The sequence below is a fragment of the Roseovarius aestuarii genome (assembly GCF_019966515.1).
Classification (GTDB): domain Bacteria; phylum Pseudomonadota; class Alphaproteobacteria; order Rhodobacterales; family Rhodobacteraceae; genus Roseovarius; species Roseovarius aestuarii.
The window spans coordinates 1-16,993 of sequence record NZ_JAIMIB010000024.1; the positions used below are offsets into that span (position 1 = coordinate 1).

The following is a 16,993-nucleotide window of genomic DNA, read 5'->3' on the forward strand; positions in this document are numbered from 1 at the left end:
TTGTCCATCTCGACCCCGATGGTGCCGCGGTCGAGCTTGCGGTCAGCAAGCTGTGCCGAGAGGTAATCCATCGGGTGCCGCTCGGTCGATTGCACGTAGTGGTCCGGGTAACCGATGATGTTAGCGGGGTCCATAAAGCAGGTTCTGAGCGCGCCGTTGGCATCCTGCCCGCGCCCATACCAGATCGGTTCGCCGTCGAGCCCAAGCACCACGCATTGATGCACGTAAAAGGACCAGCCGTCATAGCCCGTGAGCCAGTTCATGTTGCTGGGATCGGTGACAATCAGCAAGTCCAGCCCGCGTTCGGCCATGGCGGTGCGGGTCTTCGCGATACGCGCCGCAAATTCATCGCGCGAGAAATGGAGTTTCGGTGTTGGCATGATCGATGCTCCGCTAAGTCAGCTTGTAAAGGTGGCGCCCAGGCCAGCGGCTTCGGCGCGCTGACGGGCAAGCGTCGCGATGGCGGTGTCCTGCACGCCCGTGCCGGTCAGATCGGCGATGATGAGATCGTTGCCGGACTGGCGACCAGGGGCCTTGCACGACGTGATATCACCGAGTTCGGTGAACTGGCGATCTGCCGGGAATACCCCCGCTTTGATCGCACTGCGCAGCTCGCCCTTGAGAGCGCATTGCGACTGGTTGTCGGGCACATAAAGCGTCGCCTTGGCAAGGCAGCCGGGGTCCAGTTCGACCTTATGTTCCTGATCCGAGCCCATGGCGATGACAAGCTGTCCCGGCTGCAGCCAGTCGCTTTGAATCAGCGGCGTGTCCGACGGTGTCGTGGTGACCACGATATCAGCCAAGGCCACGGCGTTGGCGGGGTCGATGCTGGCAGTGGCGTCCATCCCAAGCTCGTTGCGCAGATCGGTACAGGCGGTTTCGGCCTTGGCGCCATCCCGCGCCCAGATCACGGCGCTGGTGATCCCCCGCACAAGGGCCATAGCCTTGAGTTGCAGCCGTGCTTGTACACCCGCGCCAATAACGCACACACGGGCCGCATCTTCACGGGCGAGATGGCGCGCGGCAACAGCCCCTGCCGCAGCAGTGCGCACATCCGTAAGGTATCCATTGTCAAGAAGCAGTGCCTCGAGCACGCCCGTGGTGCTTGAGAACAGCACCATCAGGCCCGAGGTGGACGGCAACCCCAGTTTGGGATTGTCAAAGAAACCCGGGCTCATCTTCACGGCAAAACTGTCGATACCAGGAACATAGGCGGACTTTACGCAAACCTCGCCATTATGATCCGGCACCATCAGCGTCATGATCGGCGGCATCACCACCTTGCCGCCTGCCAGCGTCGTGAAGCCCTGTTCAACACACTCCACCGCGTCGATATCCAGCGGCACCAGATCGCGCAGCTCACCCTCGGTCAGTATCTTGATGTCAGGCATCTACCCCCCTGTTATCTGGGTCACGTCCATCCCTTGTCGGGAAAGATCTTTGACTTGTGGTCACGTGGTCTTGGATAGCATCCGTCCCAGCGGCTTGCCTCCCAGAATGTGCATATGGAAATGCGGCACCTCCTGCACACCGTCGTCACCGGCATTTGCAATGGTGCGGTAGCCGTCGCCGTCCTCGCCGGGCTGGATACCCTTCATCTGACAGACCGCGCCGATGGTGCGGGTGAAATCGGCGATTTCGGCATCGCTGGCTTCAAGTGCGAAATGGTCGTGGCAGACATAGGCGCCCTTTGGGATCACAAGCACATGCACCGGCGCCTGTGGTTGTATATCGTTGAAGGCCAGGCTGTGTTCGGTTTCAAGAACCGTGTCATTGGGAATCTCGCCGCGCAGGATCTTGGCAAAGATGTTCTGGTTGTCATAGGCGTATGGCATAAGCGGTGTCCTCAATCGGCAAACAGATGTTCCTGCTGCACAATGTCCTGCGTTTTTTCGACCGGAAGATCAAGGAAGCGGGCCAGCAGGTTGGCGTTCCGCTCGGGTTCTGTCGATTGGTGCATTACCAGGTGGTTTTCGAACTCAGAATCCCTGATACGGTCGCTCTCGAACGTCATGTCACCGCGAATTGTCGGTAACAGGCGCTCCAACGTGTCGGAGGGTGTCTGCTCACCGGCAAGACCCACGCGCATGGCATGGCCGATCAGGTATTCATCGGTAAACTCGCACTGCACCTCAAGCAGTTTCGTGGTGGACCGGTCGCCGCAGAAATCCTGTAGCAGGTCCAGATTGCCCGGATCGATGCAGACGATCAGACGGTCGGTTTCGAAGTAGTCGAACAGCATCCGCATCAGTGCGCGGCGGTGGCGGGTACGTTTGCCCAGCGTGGCCTGAATGCCGCCCAGATCGGGCAGGGCGGTGTCCTCTTCGTTAAAGAGATATTCGATCGCGGGCACGTTGGTGACCTGGCGAATGCGTTCCAGCAGACGTTTGGCAACATGCCATTTCTTGCAGATCACGATCATCAGTTCACGCTCGCGCCCCAACGTGCTTTCGGTTTCCCAGAAGCGACTTGCGAAGCGGCGGCCGATCCGTCCTCGCCCGCTCAGAAACTTGAAAAGACTGCGCCCCTCATTCGAGATCTGGAACTGCGCCTCGTCATTGGAATATAGCGCGCCAAGCCGCTTCTTGAGTTCAAGCGCCTCAGGGCTGATTTTGCGGGCGAAGAGAAAGTCCTGACTAAGCAGCAGATCATAGTGATCATTATAGAAGGTAACGGGTATTCCGTAATCGGTGAACATCAGGAAGGTCAGGGTACGTGTCTCGATCTCGGACTCGGGTACCAGATGGCGCACGAGCGTCTGGAAAAAGGTTTCATCCGGAATCCAGGTCGAGCGGAAAAAGCGCATCACATCCGTGCGCCGCCGGGTGAAATCGAGGATCCACTCGACCGTGCGGCGGCGCAGACACCACCACTGGCTGCCGATCTGGATTTGGATGTCATGCGGGATGTCACGAACCAGCCCCAGCTTTTTCTGCATGCTGAGGCTGGTGTAAAATAGCTGTTTGTTCTTTCGTTCGTTGAAAAAATGGCGATAGATCAGCCGTTCTTCCTTCATCCCGGTCTTGATCCAGTCGCTTTCGAAATAATCGAAGCTTTCGATGTAATCCACATCGTGTTCGTCAAGCAGATCATGGGCGTATCTCGCAGATTTGATCGCGGCACAATCGCCGGACAGCATGTAGAAATGTGTGGCCCGGGGAAATTCTTTTACAGCGGCGTCGATCGCATTCAGCGTGGCCTGGACAAGGCTCCATTCCCCCCAGCCGCATCTGACCCGTTTTCTGGCGAAGGTCACGTTTGGATTGTCGGCCAAGGCCTCGCGTATCTGGCGGTAGTGGTCCGGTTTCGCCCGCGCATCGAAATGGATCGCCATGTAGTCGCCCGCGGCCGTCAACATCTGCGCCTGCCCAATGACCGCTTTGGGATCCTTATGGCAGAGAAGAATGAAGGCGATTTTGGCCATGTTGGAAACGAACTACCGGATGCTGCCTCGATTGTTTACATTGATAAGCATGAATAGGTGTTGAATAAACAGGCTTTCTTTGAATTTTTTAACGGGTTAAAAACCACTAAGCCCGATTAAACCGGGCAGATCGAGCGTGGAGGCGGCAGAATGGGGTTTCCCGGCACCTGGATGACCGAAAGTGAATCCGTAGTTTACCGCGTGGTGCCGAAATGCGCCTGCTCGACCATCGGTCAAATCCTTTACTATTCCGATCATGGCGAATTCTTCGATGGTGATATTCACGATGCCACCGATGGGCTGCATAAATGGGCCCGAGAGGAAAGCCAGCCGACCATCACGGCCAATGTAACAGCGCATGGGTCCTATGCCTTCACTTGCGTGCGCAATCCCTACACCCGTATCCTCAGCAGCTTTTTCGACAAGATCTGCGGCATTCAGCGCAATGGTAAGCGGTATCGCGGAAAGTTGGTGCCGCTTCTGGTGCAGAAATACGGGATTGAGGTTGGCGGCGAGGATGGCAAACAGGAGTTCGACCAGGTCCAGAGCTTCCGGCGGTTCCTGCTCTTTGCGCGCGACACCATTCGCTGGCGCCGCCCGATGGAACCTGACATTCACTGGTCGGCGCAATCCGGCCACGTCTCGACCTTCATCGTCAATGGGGGCACCTATGACAAGATTTTCTGGACCGAGAAGTTCAATGACGGCATGGGCGAGGTTCTGAAATCAATCAAGACACCGAAGAAGGTCAATATCAAGAAAATCCCGCGGTTCAACGAGTCCGAGGGGCATGGCCCAAAGCGAGCGCACCCGGTTGAGGATTATTTCGACGATCTGTCGATGCATCTTGTCTATGAAATCTACAAACGCGATTTTGACTTGTTCAAGTATGATTTCGAAGATCCATCCAACAAGATGCCGATCGGCGAGATTGATCTGGACGAGGTGCATGTCAAGCTGGGCGAGTAGATGGTTGGGTATTCGGGCCGCCCGCTGCACGCCAAACTGGGGCTTAAGCCCGGCATCAAAGCTGTCTTGCTGGATGAGCCTGACAATTATGCTGAATTGCTGGGGCCGAATGTGCCCGACGTTGTGTTTCAGCGGAAGCTGACGAGTGGCGCCGCTTTCACCCACCTGTTCACGACCAGACGGGCAGAATTGGAAAAATCTCTGCGCATTGCGCTACCGGTTATGGCGCGTGACGGCATGATCTGGGTCAGCTGGCCCAAGAAAGCGTCGAAACGGCCAACGGATGTGACCGAGGATGTCATCCGCGAAATAGCTTTGCCGATGGGGCTGCTCGATGTGAAGGTTTGCGCAGTTGATGCTGTCTGGTCTGGATTGAAACTGATGATCCGGAAAGAGCTGCGGTGAGGCAGCCTTGCAATAGTTGCCAAAGGTCAGGATTTCCTGACCTATCATTTTTTCCGGAAATATAGAAAACTGTTCTCAGGGGCAAATTTTAGTATGATAAATAGTATCTCCCGACGTACTTTGCTCTTGGATGGCGGGGCGGTGATTGGTGGGTGGGCGACCCGGCATTTCACCCCCGCCAAACCCAAATCTGGATGGGGCTAAGTCGCTTGAGCCCGGTGGGGCCACCACTAGATTGAACGACACTAGCGGGCTCAGCACTTCCCGCATTATTGCCGTTGCTTCCAGGTGACGCGGCCGGCGGCGACCTCGTATATTTCTCTCTCAGACGTTCATTGGCAATTTGTCAGGCGCCGCGCCGCTGCTATAGTGCGCGCCGAACCTGGGAAAGACATCAATCGGGCAGGTCTTGCCACGTCCTGGCCTCTTGCAACCGCACACAGGGTACGCCATGTAAGCCTCAACCTATTCCAGTAAGCTCAACAAACAGGTGCGACATGCTTGAACTTGGCAGCCAACCCCCCGCGCAAGACCTGATCAAGGATGTGTCCGAGGCCGATTTCATGGCCGAGGTGATCGAGACTTCCAAGACGACCCCGGTGATTGTCGATTTCTGGGCGCCCTGGTGCGGTCCCTGCAAAACCCTTGGCCCGGCGCTTGAGGCAGCAGTGACCAAGGCCAAGGGCGCGGTCAGGATGGCCAAGGTCAATGTCGACGAAAACCAGGGCATCGCCGGGCAGCTTAGGGTGCAGTCGATTCCGACAGTCTATGCGTTCTGGCAGGGCCAGCCGATTGATGGCTTTCAAGGCGCGGTGCCGCCGTCCGAAATCGACGCTTTCGTCGAACGCACGGTCAAAGCCGCAGGTGGAGATGCCAGTGGTGGGCTGGAAGAGGCCGTCGCCGCCGCCAATGAGATGCTTGACGAAGGTGCTGCCACTGATGCGGCACAGACCTTTGCCGCCATTTTACAGGAAGATCCTGCAAACGCCCCGGCCTATGCCGGGCTGGCGCGGGCTCATATCGCGATGGATGATCTAGATCAGGCCGAGGCAATCCTGAACGGCGCCCCGGTTGAGATCAGCCAGACACCCGAGCTTGAGGCGGCCCATGCGCAGCTAGAACTGGCGCGCCAGGCCGCGGATGCCGGGCCGGTTGGCGAGTTGCAGGCGCAGGTCGAGGCCAATCCCGAGGATCATCAGGCACGGTTCGATCTGGCGCAGGCGCTGAGTGCCAATGGCCAGACGCAAGAAGCCGTCGATCAGTTGCTGGAACTGTTCCGCCGAGATGCCGAGTGGAACGAAGGCGCCGCCAAGCAACAGCTGTTCACCCTTTTTGATGCGCTCAAACCCAATGATCCGGTGGTGTTGAATGGTCGTCGCAAGCTGAGCTCAATGATATTTGCCTGAGCCGTATCCTGCGCTAGGTTGGTTTACATGAAACACCCTGCCGACCTGCCGGATGTCGTCCCGATCTTTCCCTTGCCGGGGGCGCTCCTGCTGCCGCGTTCTCGTCTTCCACTACATATTTTCGAACCACGCTATCTGGCGATGCTGGACGATGCGCTAAAAACGCCGGAGCGGATGATTGCGATGATCCAGCCGAACCGGGTGCCCAATGGCTGCGACGATGCTCTTTACTCGATCGGATGCGCGGGCCGCATCACTCAGTTCTCTGAAACCGAGGATGGGCGATATATGATCACGCTTTCCGGTCTGTCGCGATATCGGGTTGTCGAAGAGCTGGAAGGATTCACCCCCTATCGCCGCGCAAACGTATCATGGTCAGGGTTCGAGCGTGACCTGGGCCCGACAGATGTGGACGTGCATTTTCAGCGCGGGCCGTTTCTGGACCTGCTGGGGCGCTATTTCCACGCGCGTGAGTTGCAGACGGATTGGGAATCACTGAAAGAGGCGGATGATGAATTGCTGATCAATTCATTGTCGATGTTGCTGGGTTTTGAACCCGAGGACAAACAGGCCCTACTGGAGGCACCATCGCTGACGACCCGGCGCGAAACACTGGTGACATTGATCGAATTTGCCCTGCGCGGTGGTGACGACGAGGAATTGGTGCAATGAGCGATAAATTACCCGGCCCTGAATTCGACCGTCGCATGTTGGAGGCGCTGATCTGCCCTCAGACACAATCACGGCTGGAATATGATGCAGATGCACAGGAACTGATCAGCCGTGCCGCCGGTTTGGCTTTTCCCATCCGCAGCGGCATACCGGTCATGCTGATAGACGAAGCGCGTGTTCTAGAGTGAGCGGCTGTCCTAACGCTCGTCATGAGAGATGAGATCTACCAGATTGGTTTTATTCGGCGGGTGCGAAGCCGGTGATGAGTTGACGTAAGCCAAGGGCTGCACCCACAAAAATGGCCAGGAAGGTGACGGGGGCGCTATAGGCAAGAACGGAAAATGCCGAGATACCTTGCCCCACGCTGCATCCCACCGCAACAATTGCACCAGGACCCATCAGCGCCGCGCCCAGGATTTGCCGTTTCAACTCGCGCGGGTCCTCGCAGGCTTCCCAGCGGAAATGCCCTTTCGAGTACGATCCGAGTGCTGCGCCAATGACAACACCCAGGACTGAGCCTACGCTGAATGACAGGGCATTGCCTGAGGCTGTCATCGAATAGATGATCGTGTCGCCTATAGGCGCCGCAAAGGTATGGGTTTCAATCGGTTCCGCCTCGAATCCGGTGGTCGCAATCCAATAGGTGCCTATCCAACCCGACAAGATGGCCAGGCCGACAATCATACCCCAGAAAATATGCCCGGGCGATCTGCGCATTTCGCGGCTGGACAGGGCAGCAACAAGGATCAGAGCGCCAACCGCAAGACCTGTAACTGGAGGTGATATCCCCCAGATGCTTTCGCCGAGTTGTCCGATACCTTGCGGTGTCGTGGCGCCGGTTTCGGCGGGAAACAACCACACCCGAAAATGCGCAAGTGGCCCCGACATGACGAAATAGGCAGACAGGCCCATCACGATGACGATCATGAACGAGCGCAGGTCACCACCGCCGAGCCGCGCCAGCGCGCCGTATCCGCAATTGCCGCTCAGGGCCATGCCATATCCGAAAAGAAGCCCTCCCACGACCGAGCCGACTGGGTTCCAGACGCGGTCGAGATAGGCCGTCGCCGCGCCATCCAGGAACCCCAGAGCCATTGAAATCTGTGTGCCGATGACAGCCGTGGCGATTGCAATACCCCACATGCGCATGCGCCGGTTGTCTGATCCGTAAAGTACGTCTTCGATGGCGCCCAACGTGCAGAAACGACCAATGCGAGCGGCCAACCCCAACGCGATACCGCCGATCAGGCCGATCAGCGCAGCTGCGTTGGCTTCTCCTAAAGTCTCCAGCATTTGGCCCCCTCCAGGCGCCGAAAAGCGGCCTGAAATCCAGTCAGTCTTCCTTACAGAACATGTCGTAGACGAGTTCCATGATTTGCCGGGGTCGCTCATCTGCCAGGCTGTAGTAAATTGCCTTGCCGTCCCGCCTTGGCGTAACCAGGCCCTCAAGCCGCAACCGAGAAAGCTGCTGGGAAACGGCTGCCTGTCGTGCAGAAAGAAGGTCTTCCAGTTCAGTCACGGACTTTTCGCCCGAAGCCAGGTGACAAAGGATCATCAGCCGACCCTCGTGGCTTATGGCTTTCAGGAAATTCGATGCACGCTGAGCATTGCGCATCATCTTTTCCATGTCTTCGGCGCACATATTGGCGTCGAGCACGGGCAAGCGTGAAGCGGTATCAGTCAAACTGTTTGTTTCAGATGTCATATGAACTGTCATAGCGGATTAGCCCGTTTGATCGAAAGAGATATTTGCCTGTTTGAACATCATATTCAGCAAGCTCCAAAAGAAATCTTCGCCCGGATACCCTTCGATCCGACCGACTTCTTTCCCATTTTCAACAAGGATGAAAGTGGGTGTGTAGTGAACGCGGCTTCGAAGATCTGCCCCGGGATCGTCCGCGTGGAGATCATAACGCCTGAGAGGTGCGGTCTTGCCTTCATCTGTCTTGGGGTAAATGTGCGAAATCTCTTCATTCCAGCGCGCGCACCAATAGCATCCCTGTTCTTCGGCCATGAGCAGGTAAGTTTCGGCCGCAGATGAAAAGGGCAGCCATGACATCGCCACGATCAGAAGGGCTTTTAGGCGGATCAAGGCGGACTCCGATTGACGCGCGTTTAAATGTTATCATAATCTAATATTTGAATACTTCAAGTTTTACCAGCGGGATCCAGATGTTTGATGTGACCTTTCTTGGGGCATTGGTGGCCGGTTTGCTGTCCTTTCTGTCCCCCTGCATCCTGCCGATCGTGCCGTTCTATCTCAGCTATCTCGCCGGTGTCGGAATGAACCAGATTTCGGCCAATTCAGGCATATCCGGCGCTGTAAGGACGCGTGCTTTCCTTGCAGCGGTTTGTTTCGCCCTGGGTGTCATCACCGTATTCATGGGGCTGGGAGCCACGGCGACGGCATTTGGTCAGATGGTGCGGGAGTATTTTGACATCCTTCGCTGGGCGGCGGCCGCGATTATCATTGCGATGGGGCTACATTTCCTTGGCGTCATTCGAATCGGCATCCTCTACCGGCAGCTTCGGGCGGATGCCGGCGACACAAGCAATGTGAGCTTTCTGGGCGCCTATATCATCGGGTTGGCCTTCGCTTTTGGCTGGACGCCTTGTGTCGGGCCGGTGCTGGCGGCGATCTTGTTCACAGCCGCCGGACAGGAAACTGCCGGGCAGGGAGCGACCCTTCTATTTGTGTATGGGTTGGGCATGACCCTGCCCTTTGTTCTGGCGGCACTCTTCATTGGGCCGTTCATGCGGTGGATGGCGCGGTTTCGTCGCCACATGGGCTTGATCGAAAAACTGATGGGGCTTTTACTGATCCTGTTCGGCCTTCTGATCGCCACCAATTCAATCAACATAATCGCGCAATGGATGCTGGAGAACATTCCCTGGTTCAGTAACATTGGATAGTTAGGAGGACTTACGATGACACGATTTCTGACACTATTAGCGGCACTTTTGATGGGCGGGCAGGTGTTGGCCGCCGAGGTGGGCGATGACGGTCTGCACAAGGCCGCCTGGATGCGCGATACGTTTAAAGATCTCAGCGAAGATCTGGAGGAAGCAAACGCAGAGGGCAAGCGCCTGATGGTCATCATCGAGCAGCGGGGGTGCATCTATTGTAAGAAGATGCACGAGGAGATTTTCGTCATTCCCGAGGTTGAACATTTTATCGAAGAGAACTTCTTTGTCGTGCAAATCAACATGTTCGGGGATGTGGAAGTAACTGATTTTGACGACACCGCCATGCCGGAAAAGGATATGGTGAAACGCTGGGGCGCGCTGTTCACGCCAAATATCTATTTCTTTCCGGAAGAGGTAAGCGATGACGCGATGGCATCCCAGGTGGCGGTGGCCAATATGCCTGGCGCGTTTGGGCCCGGAACAACGATGAGCATGCTCCGTTGGGTGGTCGAAAAACGCTACGAGGGGGAAGAGTCATTCCAAAAGTACCATGCGCGACGGTTGGAGGAAGAAGGCTAAGCTGTTTGGAGAGTTGTATAATTGCGGAATATGTTGCTCATGCGAACAAATACAAAAATTCACGTAGTTGAATTTGATGTTGCGTTGGCGTGGCTGTGTGCAGTAACTTGCAATTCAACCAAGGCACGGAATCGACCTAGGGAGGGTGCATGAAACACGCATTGGGAGGAGCCGCACTTGCCATAATGGCGGCAACGTCGGCGTACTCGGAAGCAGTGAAACCGGCAAATGTTGCTTTCAATGATGGCATCGTCGAAGCTTCCTTGACTGGTCAGCCCGGAGACCCGGTTGCAGGCCGCGCTGTATTCGCGGACCGCAAGCTTGGCAATTGCCTCGCGTGCCATACGAATACAGACCTGTCTGAGGAGTCTTTTCACGGCGAGGTTGGACCACCTATGGACGGTGTCGCCGACCGTTGGGGCGAAGCTGAGCTGCGTGCCATCGTGACCAACTCTAAAAAGGTCTTTGAAGGCACCATCATGCCGGCCTTTTATATCGACAGCGGCTATGAGCGCCCGCTGGAGGACTTTGCAGGCACGTCGATCCTGACCGCTCAGCAGGTCGAGGACGTAGTGGCGTATCTGCTGACGCTCAAAGAGTAGCGACCTACAGAGATTGAGGAGATCAACATGCAACTGACACGGCGCAACATGCTGATGTTGAGTACGGCCAGTGTTGCCGCGACAGCAATGGGGACGTTCCCGGCTTTCGCATCGCTGACCGATGACGAAATCGCAGAAATTACCGGCGGGGCTGATCTGGGCGAGGGAGCGATTACGTTGACCGCCCCTGAAATTGCGGAAAACGGCAACACCGTTCCAATTGAAGTAAGCGCGCCCGGCGCGGTTGCGATTACGCTGTTTGCAGACGGTAACCCGGTGCCCAACGTTGTCACCTTCAACTTCGGACCGCTGAGCGCGTCGCGCAGCGCGTCCACCCGTATTCGTCTGGCCACCACTCAGAACGTTGTCGCCATCGCTCAGATGGAAGACGGTTCGTTCCAGAAAGCGTCAGCCAATGTGAAAGTAACCATCGGCGGCTGCGGCGGCTAAGGCAAGGACGAGGAGAAAGAACATGGCAAAAGGTGTAAAACCGCGCGTCAAGGTCCCGAAAAAAGCAAAAGCCGGTGACACGATTACGATCAAAACCCTGATCAGCCACAAGATGGAAAGCGGTCAGCGCAAAGACGATGATGGAAACATCATCCCGCGTTCGATCATCAATCGTTTCACGGCCGACTTTAACGGGCAAAACGTGATCGACGTGACGCTTGAACCCGCGATCTCAACCAACCCGTATTTCCAGTTCGAGGCGATCGTACCCGAGTCCGGTGAATTCACCTTCACTTGGTATGACGACGACGGCTCGGTCTACGACACGAAGAAAAAGATCGAAGTCTCATAAGAGGCTCAGACGATCTTGTCAGGGAGGGACAAGAATGAACCTGAAGAAATGGGTTACTTTCGCGGCTGCAGCAGGTTTCGCCGGAGGCGCTTTTGCACAGGACAGCAACTCGCTGTCGATTGAAGGCGAGGCGATGGTGACCGAGACCGCGGCTCCGGCACATATGGAAAACGTCAGCACGATTTATTCTGGCTGGCGGTTTCGGTCCACCGAAACACAGGCATTGGAAACCGACGATTTCGACAACCCGGCTTTCGTTTTTGTCGAGCAAGGTATGGATCTGTGGGGTAAGGTCGAGGGGGCAGCAGAAAAATCATGTGCATCCTGCCACGAGGATGTGGCGGATTTTGCCGGTTTGCGAACCCAGCTTCCCAGGGTCGATGACGGTCAGTTGGTTGCGATGGAAGATCTGATCAACGAGTGTCGCACGGAACGGATGGCAGCCGAGCCTTGGGAATGGTCCAAGGGCAACATGACGGCGATGACCGCCCTTATCGGTTTGCAATCGCGCGGCATGCCGATTTCCGTCGCGACCGACGGCGAAGCCGCGCCGTTTTGGGAGCAGGGTAAGGAGCTTTACTACACACGCGTCGGTCAGCTGGACATGGCATGCTCTAACTGTCACGAGGATAATTACGGCGTGATGATCCGTGCGGATCACCTGAGTCAAGGACAGATCAACGGGTTTCCGACCTACAGGTTGAAGAACGCCAAGCTGAATTCAATCCACGGCCGTTTCAAGGGTTGCATGAAAAACATTCGGGCAGAGCCTTTCAAGGAAGGCGGGCCGGAGTTCAAGGCGCTGGAGCTGTATCTGGCGTCGCGCGGACAAGGGCTTTCTGTCGAAACGCCTTCGGTTCGCAACTAGAAACCACAGACCCCGCATCCAGGAGGTGCGGGGTTTTCTCGACGCATAACATTCAAACATGCGCATATGTAATGAAAGATCTGATATATGATCTCGCGACGCGATTTTCTGCAAGTTGGGATGGCCGCCTCGGCCATGGTCGGTGCTTCCGGGTTTGGCAACTGGGCGCGGCTGGCAGCGCAGCAGTCACTGACCCAGGATCAGCTTTTGGAGTTCGAGATGTTCGGAAACATCTCACTGATTCACATCACGGATGTCCATGCCCAGCTCAAACCGATCTACTTTCGAGAGCCGTCCTTCAATCTGGGTGTTGGCAGCAACAAAGGTGCCGTGCCGCATGTTACCGGCGCTGACTTTCGCCGCCTCTACGGGATCGCTGATGGCAGCCCAAGCCATTACGCCCTGAGTTCGGGTGATTTTGCTGCGTTGGCGCAGGGCTATGGCCGCGTGGGCGGGCTGGACAGGGTCGCGACGGTGGTCAAAGCCATTCGTGCCGATCGCCCGGATGCAATTCTTCTGGATGGCGGTGATACATGGCATGGGTCCTACACCTGCTATCACACGCAAGGCCAGGACATGGTCAATGTGATGAATGCGCTGAAACCTGACGCGATGACGTTTCATTGGGAGTTCACACTGGGGTCGGATCGGGTGGCAGAACTTGTCGAATCCCTGCCGTTCGCTGCACTTGGACAAAACATCTTCGATGCCGAATGGGACGAACCGACCGATCTGTTCCCGCCCTACAAAATGTTCGAGCGTGGTGGCACCAAGATCGCCGTCATCGGACAGGCTTTCCCGTACATGCCCATCGCGAACCCGCGCTGGATGTTCCCCGAATACGCCTTTGGTATTCGGGATGAGAACATGCAGGCCATGGTCGACGAGGTACGTGCCGAAGGTGCGGAATGTGTGGTTGTTCTCAGCCACAACGGTTTTGACGTGGACAAGAAGATGGCGACGGTTGTGAGTGGCATTGACGTGATCCTGTCGGGGCACACACATGATGCGCTGCCCGAGCCGGTTCTGTCGGGCGATACGATCATCGTGCCCTCAGGGTCGAATGGTAAATTTGTCAGCCGCGTCGATCTGGATATCCGCGATGGGCGGATGATGGGGTATCGCCACAAGCTGATCCCGATCTTTTCGGACGTGATCGCACCTGATGCGGATATGACCGCACTGATAGATGCGCAGCGTGCGCCCTATGTTTCAGAGCTGGCTGAGGTAATCGGGCAGACCGAAAGCACGCTGTATCGCCGGGGGAATTTCAACGGCACGTGGGACGATCTCATATGTGACGCGCTCTTGTCGGAACGCGAGGCCGAGATCGCGCTTAGCCCGGGTGTCCGCTGGGGGCCGTCGATGATCCCGGGTCAGGACATCACCCGAGAAGATATCTGGAACGTGACCTCCATGAGTTATGGTGAGGCGTATCGCACAGAAATGACTGGTGAGTTCCTGAAAATCGTTCTGGAGGACGTGGCTGACAACATCTTCAACCCGGACCCCTATTACCAGCAGGGCGGCGACATGGTGCGGACCGGCGGGCTTGGCTACAGCATTGATGTCAGCAAACCGCAGGGCGAGCGTATCAGCAACATGACCCTGCTTGGCAGCGGCGAAGCGATTGATCCTTCCCGGTCCTACGTCGTTGCCGGTTGGGCGTCGGTCAACGAAGGTACCGAGGGGCCGCAAATCTGGGACGTGGTTGAAAACCATATCCGCACACTCGGCACCGTCACGGTGCAACCGAACAACAGCGTCGAAGTAACCGGCGCTTAAGAAACGGAGAGCACACATATGGACGATATCTTCAAATCCAGAACGTCGCGCCGTGCCTTCCTGCGCGGAAGCGCTGCCGCCGTGGCCGGCTCGGTCGCCGGAACGGCTGCGGCAAGCGAACCCGATCCGCTGATCACTGAACTTCAGGACTGGGCATCCTACACCGGGGTTGGCGTTGATGAAACGCCCTACGGTCTGCCCATCCGTTTCGAGGCGGACGTGGTTCGGCGCAATGTGGAATGGCTGACGGCGTCCCCGATCAGCTCGATCAATTTCACGCCCATTCACGCGCTTGACGGCACGATCACGCCTCAGGGCTGCGCGTTCGAACGGCATCATTCCGGCGCAATCGAGCTATCCAAGGAAGATTACCGGCTGATGATCAACGGGCTGGTCGATCAACCACTTGTCTTCACCTATGAGGATCTGGAACGTTTCCCGCGTGAGAACCATGTTTATTTCTGTGAATGCGCGGCCAATACCGGCATGGAATGGGCGGGGGCGCAGCTGAACGGTGTTCAGTTCACCCACGGCATGATCCACAATATGGAATATACCGGCGTTCCGTTGCGCACTCTTTTGAACGAGGCGGGCCTGAATGCTGCCGGCGAGCTGTCAGACAAATGGGTTTACGTGGAGGGCGCAGATGCCTCGTCGAATGGTCGATCCATTCCGATGGAAAAGGCGCTTGATGACGTGCTGGTGGCGTTCAAAGCCAACGGTGAAGCATTGCGCATGGAGCACGGCTACCCGGTGCGCCTTGTTGTGCCCGGTTGGGAAGGCAACATGTGGGTCAAATGGATCCGCCGCATCGAAGTGGTCGACGCCGCAGTTGAGAGCCGTGAAGAAACCTCGAAATACACCGACGTTTATGAAGATGGCACCGCGCGTAAATGGACGTGGGTAATGGATGCGAAATCTGTTGTGACGTCGCCCAGCCCGCAAAAACCGATAACCCACGGCAAAGGTCCGTTGGTCATCTCTGGTCTTGCGTGGTCGGGCCACGGGCGGATTACGCGCGTGGATGTCTCGAAAGACGGTGGCATCAACTGGGAAACAGCACGCCTTGGCAAACAGGGTGACACCAAGGCCTTGACGCGCTTTTACCTCGATACGGAATGGGACGGCTCCCCCATGCTCCTGCAGAGCCGGGCGATGGACGAGACGGGGTATGTCCAACCAACCAAAGATCAACTGCGCGAACAGCGCGGGGAGAATTCCGTCTACCACAACAACTGTATCCAGACCTGGTACGTGAATGCAGAAGGGATCGCCGAGAATGTCGAAGTCTCTTAGTCACATTTTTCTGCCGGCATTCGGTGGTGCGGCGCTCGCGATCGCGGCGGCTGTCGTTGTTGCCAATCGCGACTACGGTCAAAGCAAGATCGAGACGCTCGAGGACCGGATCGCCCAAGTTGAAGCACAGGCGTCCGCGGCCAGCGAAATGGCAAGAGCCGAGGCCGAACGTGCAACTGCATTGGACGTGAAGATAGCAGAAGTTCAGGCCGCTGCTGCTGAGAGGATGGAGAGCGGAGTAACTCTCATCGCATCTGCACCAGATGCTGATGGCCGATATGGATTGGGACGCGCCGCACTTGTCGATGAAATCGCGGCATGGGACGTGGATGTCTTGCCCGACGGTCGTGGCCTTCCGGAAGGGTCAGGCGATGTATTTACGGGCGAAGAGGTGTTCGCCGAAAAATGCGCTTCATGTCATGGCGATTTTGCCGAAGGTGTTGACAACTGGCCCGTGCTTGCCGGTGGATTTGATACATTGGGTGACAAAGACCCGGTCAAGACAGTTGGCTCTTACTGGCCTCATCTGTCGACAGCCTGGGATTATATCCATCGCTCCATGCCATTTGGCGAGGCAGGTACGCTGACGGCTGATGAAACCTACGCGATTGTGGCCTACATCCTCTATTCCAACGATCTGGTCGATGATGAGTTCGAGCTAAGCCACGAGAACTTCACCGCCTTCGAGATGCACAACAAGAATGGTTTCGTGGTTGATGACCGGTCCGAGCTTGAATACGCTCAGTGGAGAAAGGAGCCTTGCATGGAAAACTGCAAGGACAGTGTTGAAATCACCATGCGCGCGACCTTCCTTGATGTGACGCCGGAAGGTGGCGGTGATTCCGTCATGAACCACGCTACGACGAACGATACTCCGACCTTTTCGGCGGTCGCTGCGTCTGACACCAACGCTCAGTCAGTTGATGCTGGCACAGCCGACGTCGCCGCGGTCGATCCGGCCCTCGTTGAGACGGGTGAGAAGGTATTCAAAAAGTGCAAAGCCTGCCATGCGGTTGGCGAGGGAGCCAAGAATAAATCCGGCCCCCAACTCAACGCGCTTTTGGGGCGTACAATCGGGGCGATCGAGGGGTTCAAATATTCCGCTGCTTTCAAGGCTGCTCACGATGAAGGGCGCACCTGGGACGAAACGGCAATGACGGAGTTTTTAACCAAACCCAAAGCCTACATGAAAGGCACCAAAATGAGTTTTGCGGGCCTCAAGAATGAGGACGACATCGCTGCTGTCATTGCCTACCTCAAAAGCTTCGGTGGCTAAGG

At 56.6% G+C, this 16,993-nt stretch carries 21 protein-coding genes; 14 read left to right on the plus strand and 7 right to left on the minus strand.

Translation table 11 applies throughout. From position 1 onward, the window contains the following. From LC334_RS20395 to LC334_RS20410, 4 genes are all read right to left on the minus strand, one after another. Nucleotides 1-380 (minus strand): aminopeptidase P family N-terminal domain-containing protein (locus LC334_RS20395; protein ID WP_223413100.1); only part of this gene is annotated, 380 nt, incomplete at its 3' end. Nucleotides 381-398: 18 nt separating this feature from the next. Next, the gene (gene eutC, locus LC334_RS20400) at nucleotides 399-1,391 is read right to left on the minus strand and encodes an ectoine utilization protein EutC (RefSeq protein WP_085802267.1); all 993 of its coding nucleotides are present in this window, start codon (nucleotides 1,389-1,391) and stop codon (nucleotides 399-401) included. A 60-nt stretch (nucleotides 1,392-1,451) separates the two neighbouring features. Beyond that, on the minus strand, nucleotides 1,452-1,835 hold the full coding sequence (locus LC334_RS20405; RefSeq protein WP_085802266.1) for an HIT domain-containing protein: 384 nt from the start codon (nucleotides 1,833-1,835) through the stop codon (nucleotides 1,452-1,454). Nucleotides 1,836-1,846: 11 nt separating this feature from the next. Then, complete coding sequence (locus tag LC334_RS20410; RefSeq protein ID WP_085802265.1) at nucleotides 1,847-3,424, minus strand: DUF5928 domain-containing protein; 1,578 nt, start codon at nucleotides 3,422-3,424, stop codon at nucleotides 1,847-1,849. Nucleotides 3,425-3,574: 150 nt separating this feature from the next. Between LC334_RS20410 and LC334_RS20415 the strand changes: the two genes are divergently transcribed. The 5 genes from LC334_RS20415 (at nucleotide 3,575) to LC334_RS20435 (ending at nucleotide 7,064) form a co-directional block, all read left to right on the plus strand. Next, a complete protein-coding gene (locus LC334_RS20415) occupies nucleotides 3,575-4,393 on the plus strand; it encodes a sulfotransferase family protein (RefSeq protein ID WP_085802264.1) in 819 nt (272 codons plus the stop codon). Further along, nucleotides 4,394-4,798: a DUF3052 family protein gene (locus tag LC334_RS20420; protein WP_085802263.1), complete on the plus strand. Its 405-nt coding sequence runs from the start codon at nucleotides 4,394-4,396 to the stop codon at nucleotides 4,796-4,798. A gap of 497 nt (nucleotides 4,799-5,295) precedes the next feature. Then, on the plus strand, nucleotides 5,296-6,204 hold the full coding sequence (locus tag LC334_RS20425) for a thioredoxin family protein (protein WP_085802262.1): 909 nt from the start codon (nucleotides 5,296-5,298) through the stop codon (nucleotides 6,202-6,204). Nucleotides 6,205-6,231: 27 nt separating this feature from the next. Continuing rightward, on the plus strand, nucleotides 6,232-6,876 hold the full coding sequence (locus LC334_RS20430; RefSeq protein ID WP_085802261.1) for an LON peptidase substrate-binding domain-containing protein: 645 nt from the start codon (nucleotides 6,232-6,234) through the stop codon (nucleotides 6,874-6,876). Further along, nucleotides 6,873-7,064: a Trm112 family protein gene (locus tag LC334_RS20435; protein WP_085802260.1), complete on the plus strand. Its 192-nt coding sequence runs from the start codon at nucleotides 6,873-6,875 to the stop codon at nucleotides 7,062-7,064. The genes LC334_RS20430 and LC334_RS20435 overlap by 4 nt, the downstream gene beginning before the upstream one ends. A 49-nt stretch (nucleotides 7,065-7,113) precedes the next feature. Here LC334_RS20435 and LC334_RS20440 read toward each other — a convergent pair whose 3' ends face one another. The 3 genes from LC334_RS20440 to LC334_RS20450 all read right to left on the minus strand — a co-directional run bounded on the left by LC334_RS20440 (nucleotide 7,114) and on the right by LC334_RS20450 (nucleotide 8,968). Continuing rightward, nucleotides 7,114-8,169 (minus strand): YeeE/YedE family protein, encoded by a 1,056-nt coding sequence (locus LC334_RS20440; protein WP_085802259.1) that lies wholly within the window; start codon nucleotides 8,167-8,169, stop codon nucleotides 7,114-7,116. A 40-nt stretch (nucleotides 8,170-8,209) separates the two neighbouring features. Beyond that, a complete protein-coding gene (locus LC334_RS20445; RefSeq protein ID WP_370737950.1) occupies nucleotides 8,210-8,518 on the minus strand; it encodes an ArsR/SmtB family transcription factor in 309 nt (102 codons plus the stop codon). Between the two features lie 81 nt (nucleotides 8,519-8,599). Further along, nucleotides 8,600-8,968, minus strand: coding sequence for a thioredoxin domain-containing protein (locus tag LC334_RS20450; RefSeq protein ID WP_370737949.1), 369 nt, complete (start codon nucleotides 8,966-8,968; stop codon nucleotides 8,600-8,602). An 80-nt stretch (nucleotides 8,969-9,048) separates the two neighbouring features. Here LC334_RS20450 and LC334_RS20455 point away from each other — a divergent pair, with 80 nt between their 5' ends. The 9 genes from LC334_RS20455 (at nucleotide 9,049) to LC334_RS20495 (ending at nucleotide 16,991) form a co-directional block, all read left to right on the plus strand. Further along, nucleotides 9,049-9,789 carry a cytochrome c biogenesis CcdA family protein gene (locus tag LC334_RS20455; RefSeq protein WP_085802257.1) on the plus strand — a complete coding sequence of 247 codons (741 nt, stop codon included), beginning with the start codon at nucleotides 9,049-9,051 and terminating at the stop codon, nucleotides 9,787-9,789. 15 nt (nucleotides 9,790-9,804) lie between these two features. Beyond that, complete coding sequence (locus tag LC334_RS20460) at nucleotides 9,805-10,362, plus strand: thioredoxin family protein (protein ID WP_085802256.1); 558 nt, start codon at nucleotides 9,805-9,807, stop codon at nucleotides 10,360-10,362. A gap of 149 nt (nucleotides 10,363-10,511) precedes the next feature. Continuing rightward, nucleotides 10,512-10,964 carry a sulfur oxidation c-type cytochrome SoxX gene (gene soxX, locus LC334_RS20465; protein WP_085802255.1) on the plus strand — a complete coding sequence of 151 codons (453 nt, stop codon included), beginning with the start codon at nucleotides 10,512-10,514 and terminating at the stop codon, nucleotides 10,962-10,964. Nucleotides 10,965-10,991: 27 nt separating this feature from the next. After that, the gene (gene soxY / locus LC334_RS20470; RefSeq protein ID WP_085802254.1) at nucleotides 10,992-11,414 is read left to right on the plus strand and encodes a thiosulfate oxidation carrier protein SoxY; all 423 of its coding nucleotides are present in this window, start codon (nucleotides 10,992-10,994) and stop codon (nucleotides 11,412-11,414) included. 22 nt (nucleotides 11,415-11,436) lie between these two features. Further along, the gene (gene soxZ, locus LC334_RS20475; RefSeq protein ID WP_085802253.1) at nucleotides 11,437-11,766 is read left to right on the plus strand and encodes a thiosulfate oxidation carrier complex protein SoxZ; all 330 of its coding nucleotides are present in this window, start codon (nucleotides 11,437-11,439) and stop codon (nucleotides 11,764-11,766) included. Nucleotides 11,767-11,800: 34 nt separating this feature from the next. Beyond that, nucleotides 11,801-12,634 carry a sulfur oxidation c-type cytochrome SoxA gene (gene soxA, locus LC334_RS20480; RefSeq protein WP_085802252.1) on the plus strand — a complete coding sequence of 278 codons (834 nt, stop codon included), beginning with the start codon at nucleotides 11,801-11,803 and terminating at the stop codon, nucleotides 12,632-12,634. Between the two features lie 87 nt (nucleotides 12,635-12,721). After that, complete coding sequence (gene soxB / locus LC334_RS20485) at nucleotides 12,722-14,419, plus strand: thiosulfohydrolase SoxB (protein ID WP_085802251.1); 1,698 nt, start codon at nucleotides 12,722-12,724, stop codon at nucleotides 14,417-14,419. An 18-nt stretch (nucleotides 14,420-14,437) separates the two neighbouring features. Further along, a complete protein-coding gene (gene soxC / locus LC334_RS20490) occupies nucleotides 14,438-15,715 on the plus strand; it encodes a sulfite dehydrogenase (protein WP_085802250.1) in 1,278 nt (425 codons plus the stop codon). Next, the gene (locus tag LC334_RS20495) at nucleotides 15,699-16,991 is read left to right on the plus strand and encodes a c-type cytochrome (protein WP_085802249.1); all 1,293 of its coding nucleotides are present in this window, start codon (nucleotides 15,699-15,701) and stop codon (nucleotides 16,989-16,991) included. Before soxC ends, LC334_RS20495 begins: the two co-directional genes overlap by 17 nt. Nucleotides 16,992-16,993: the final 2 nt, after the last annotated feature.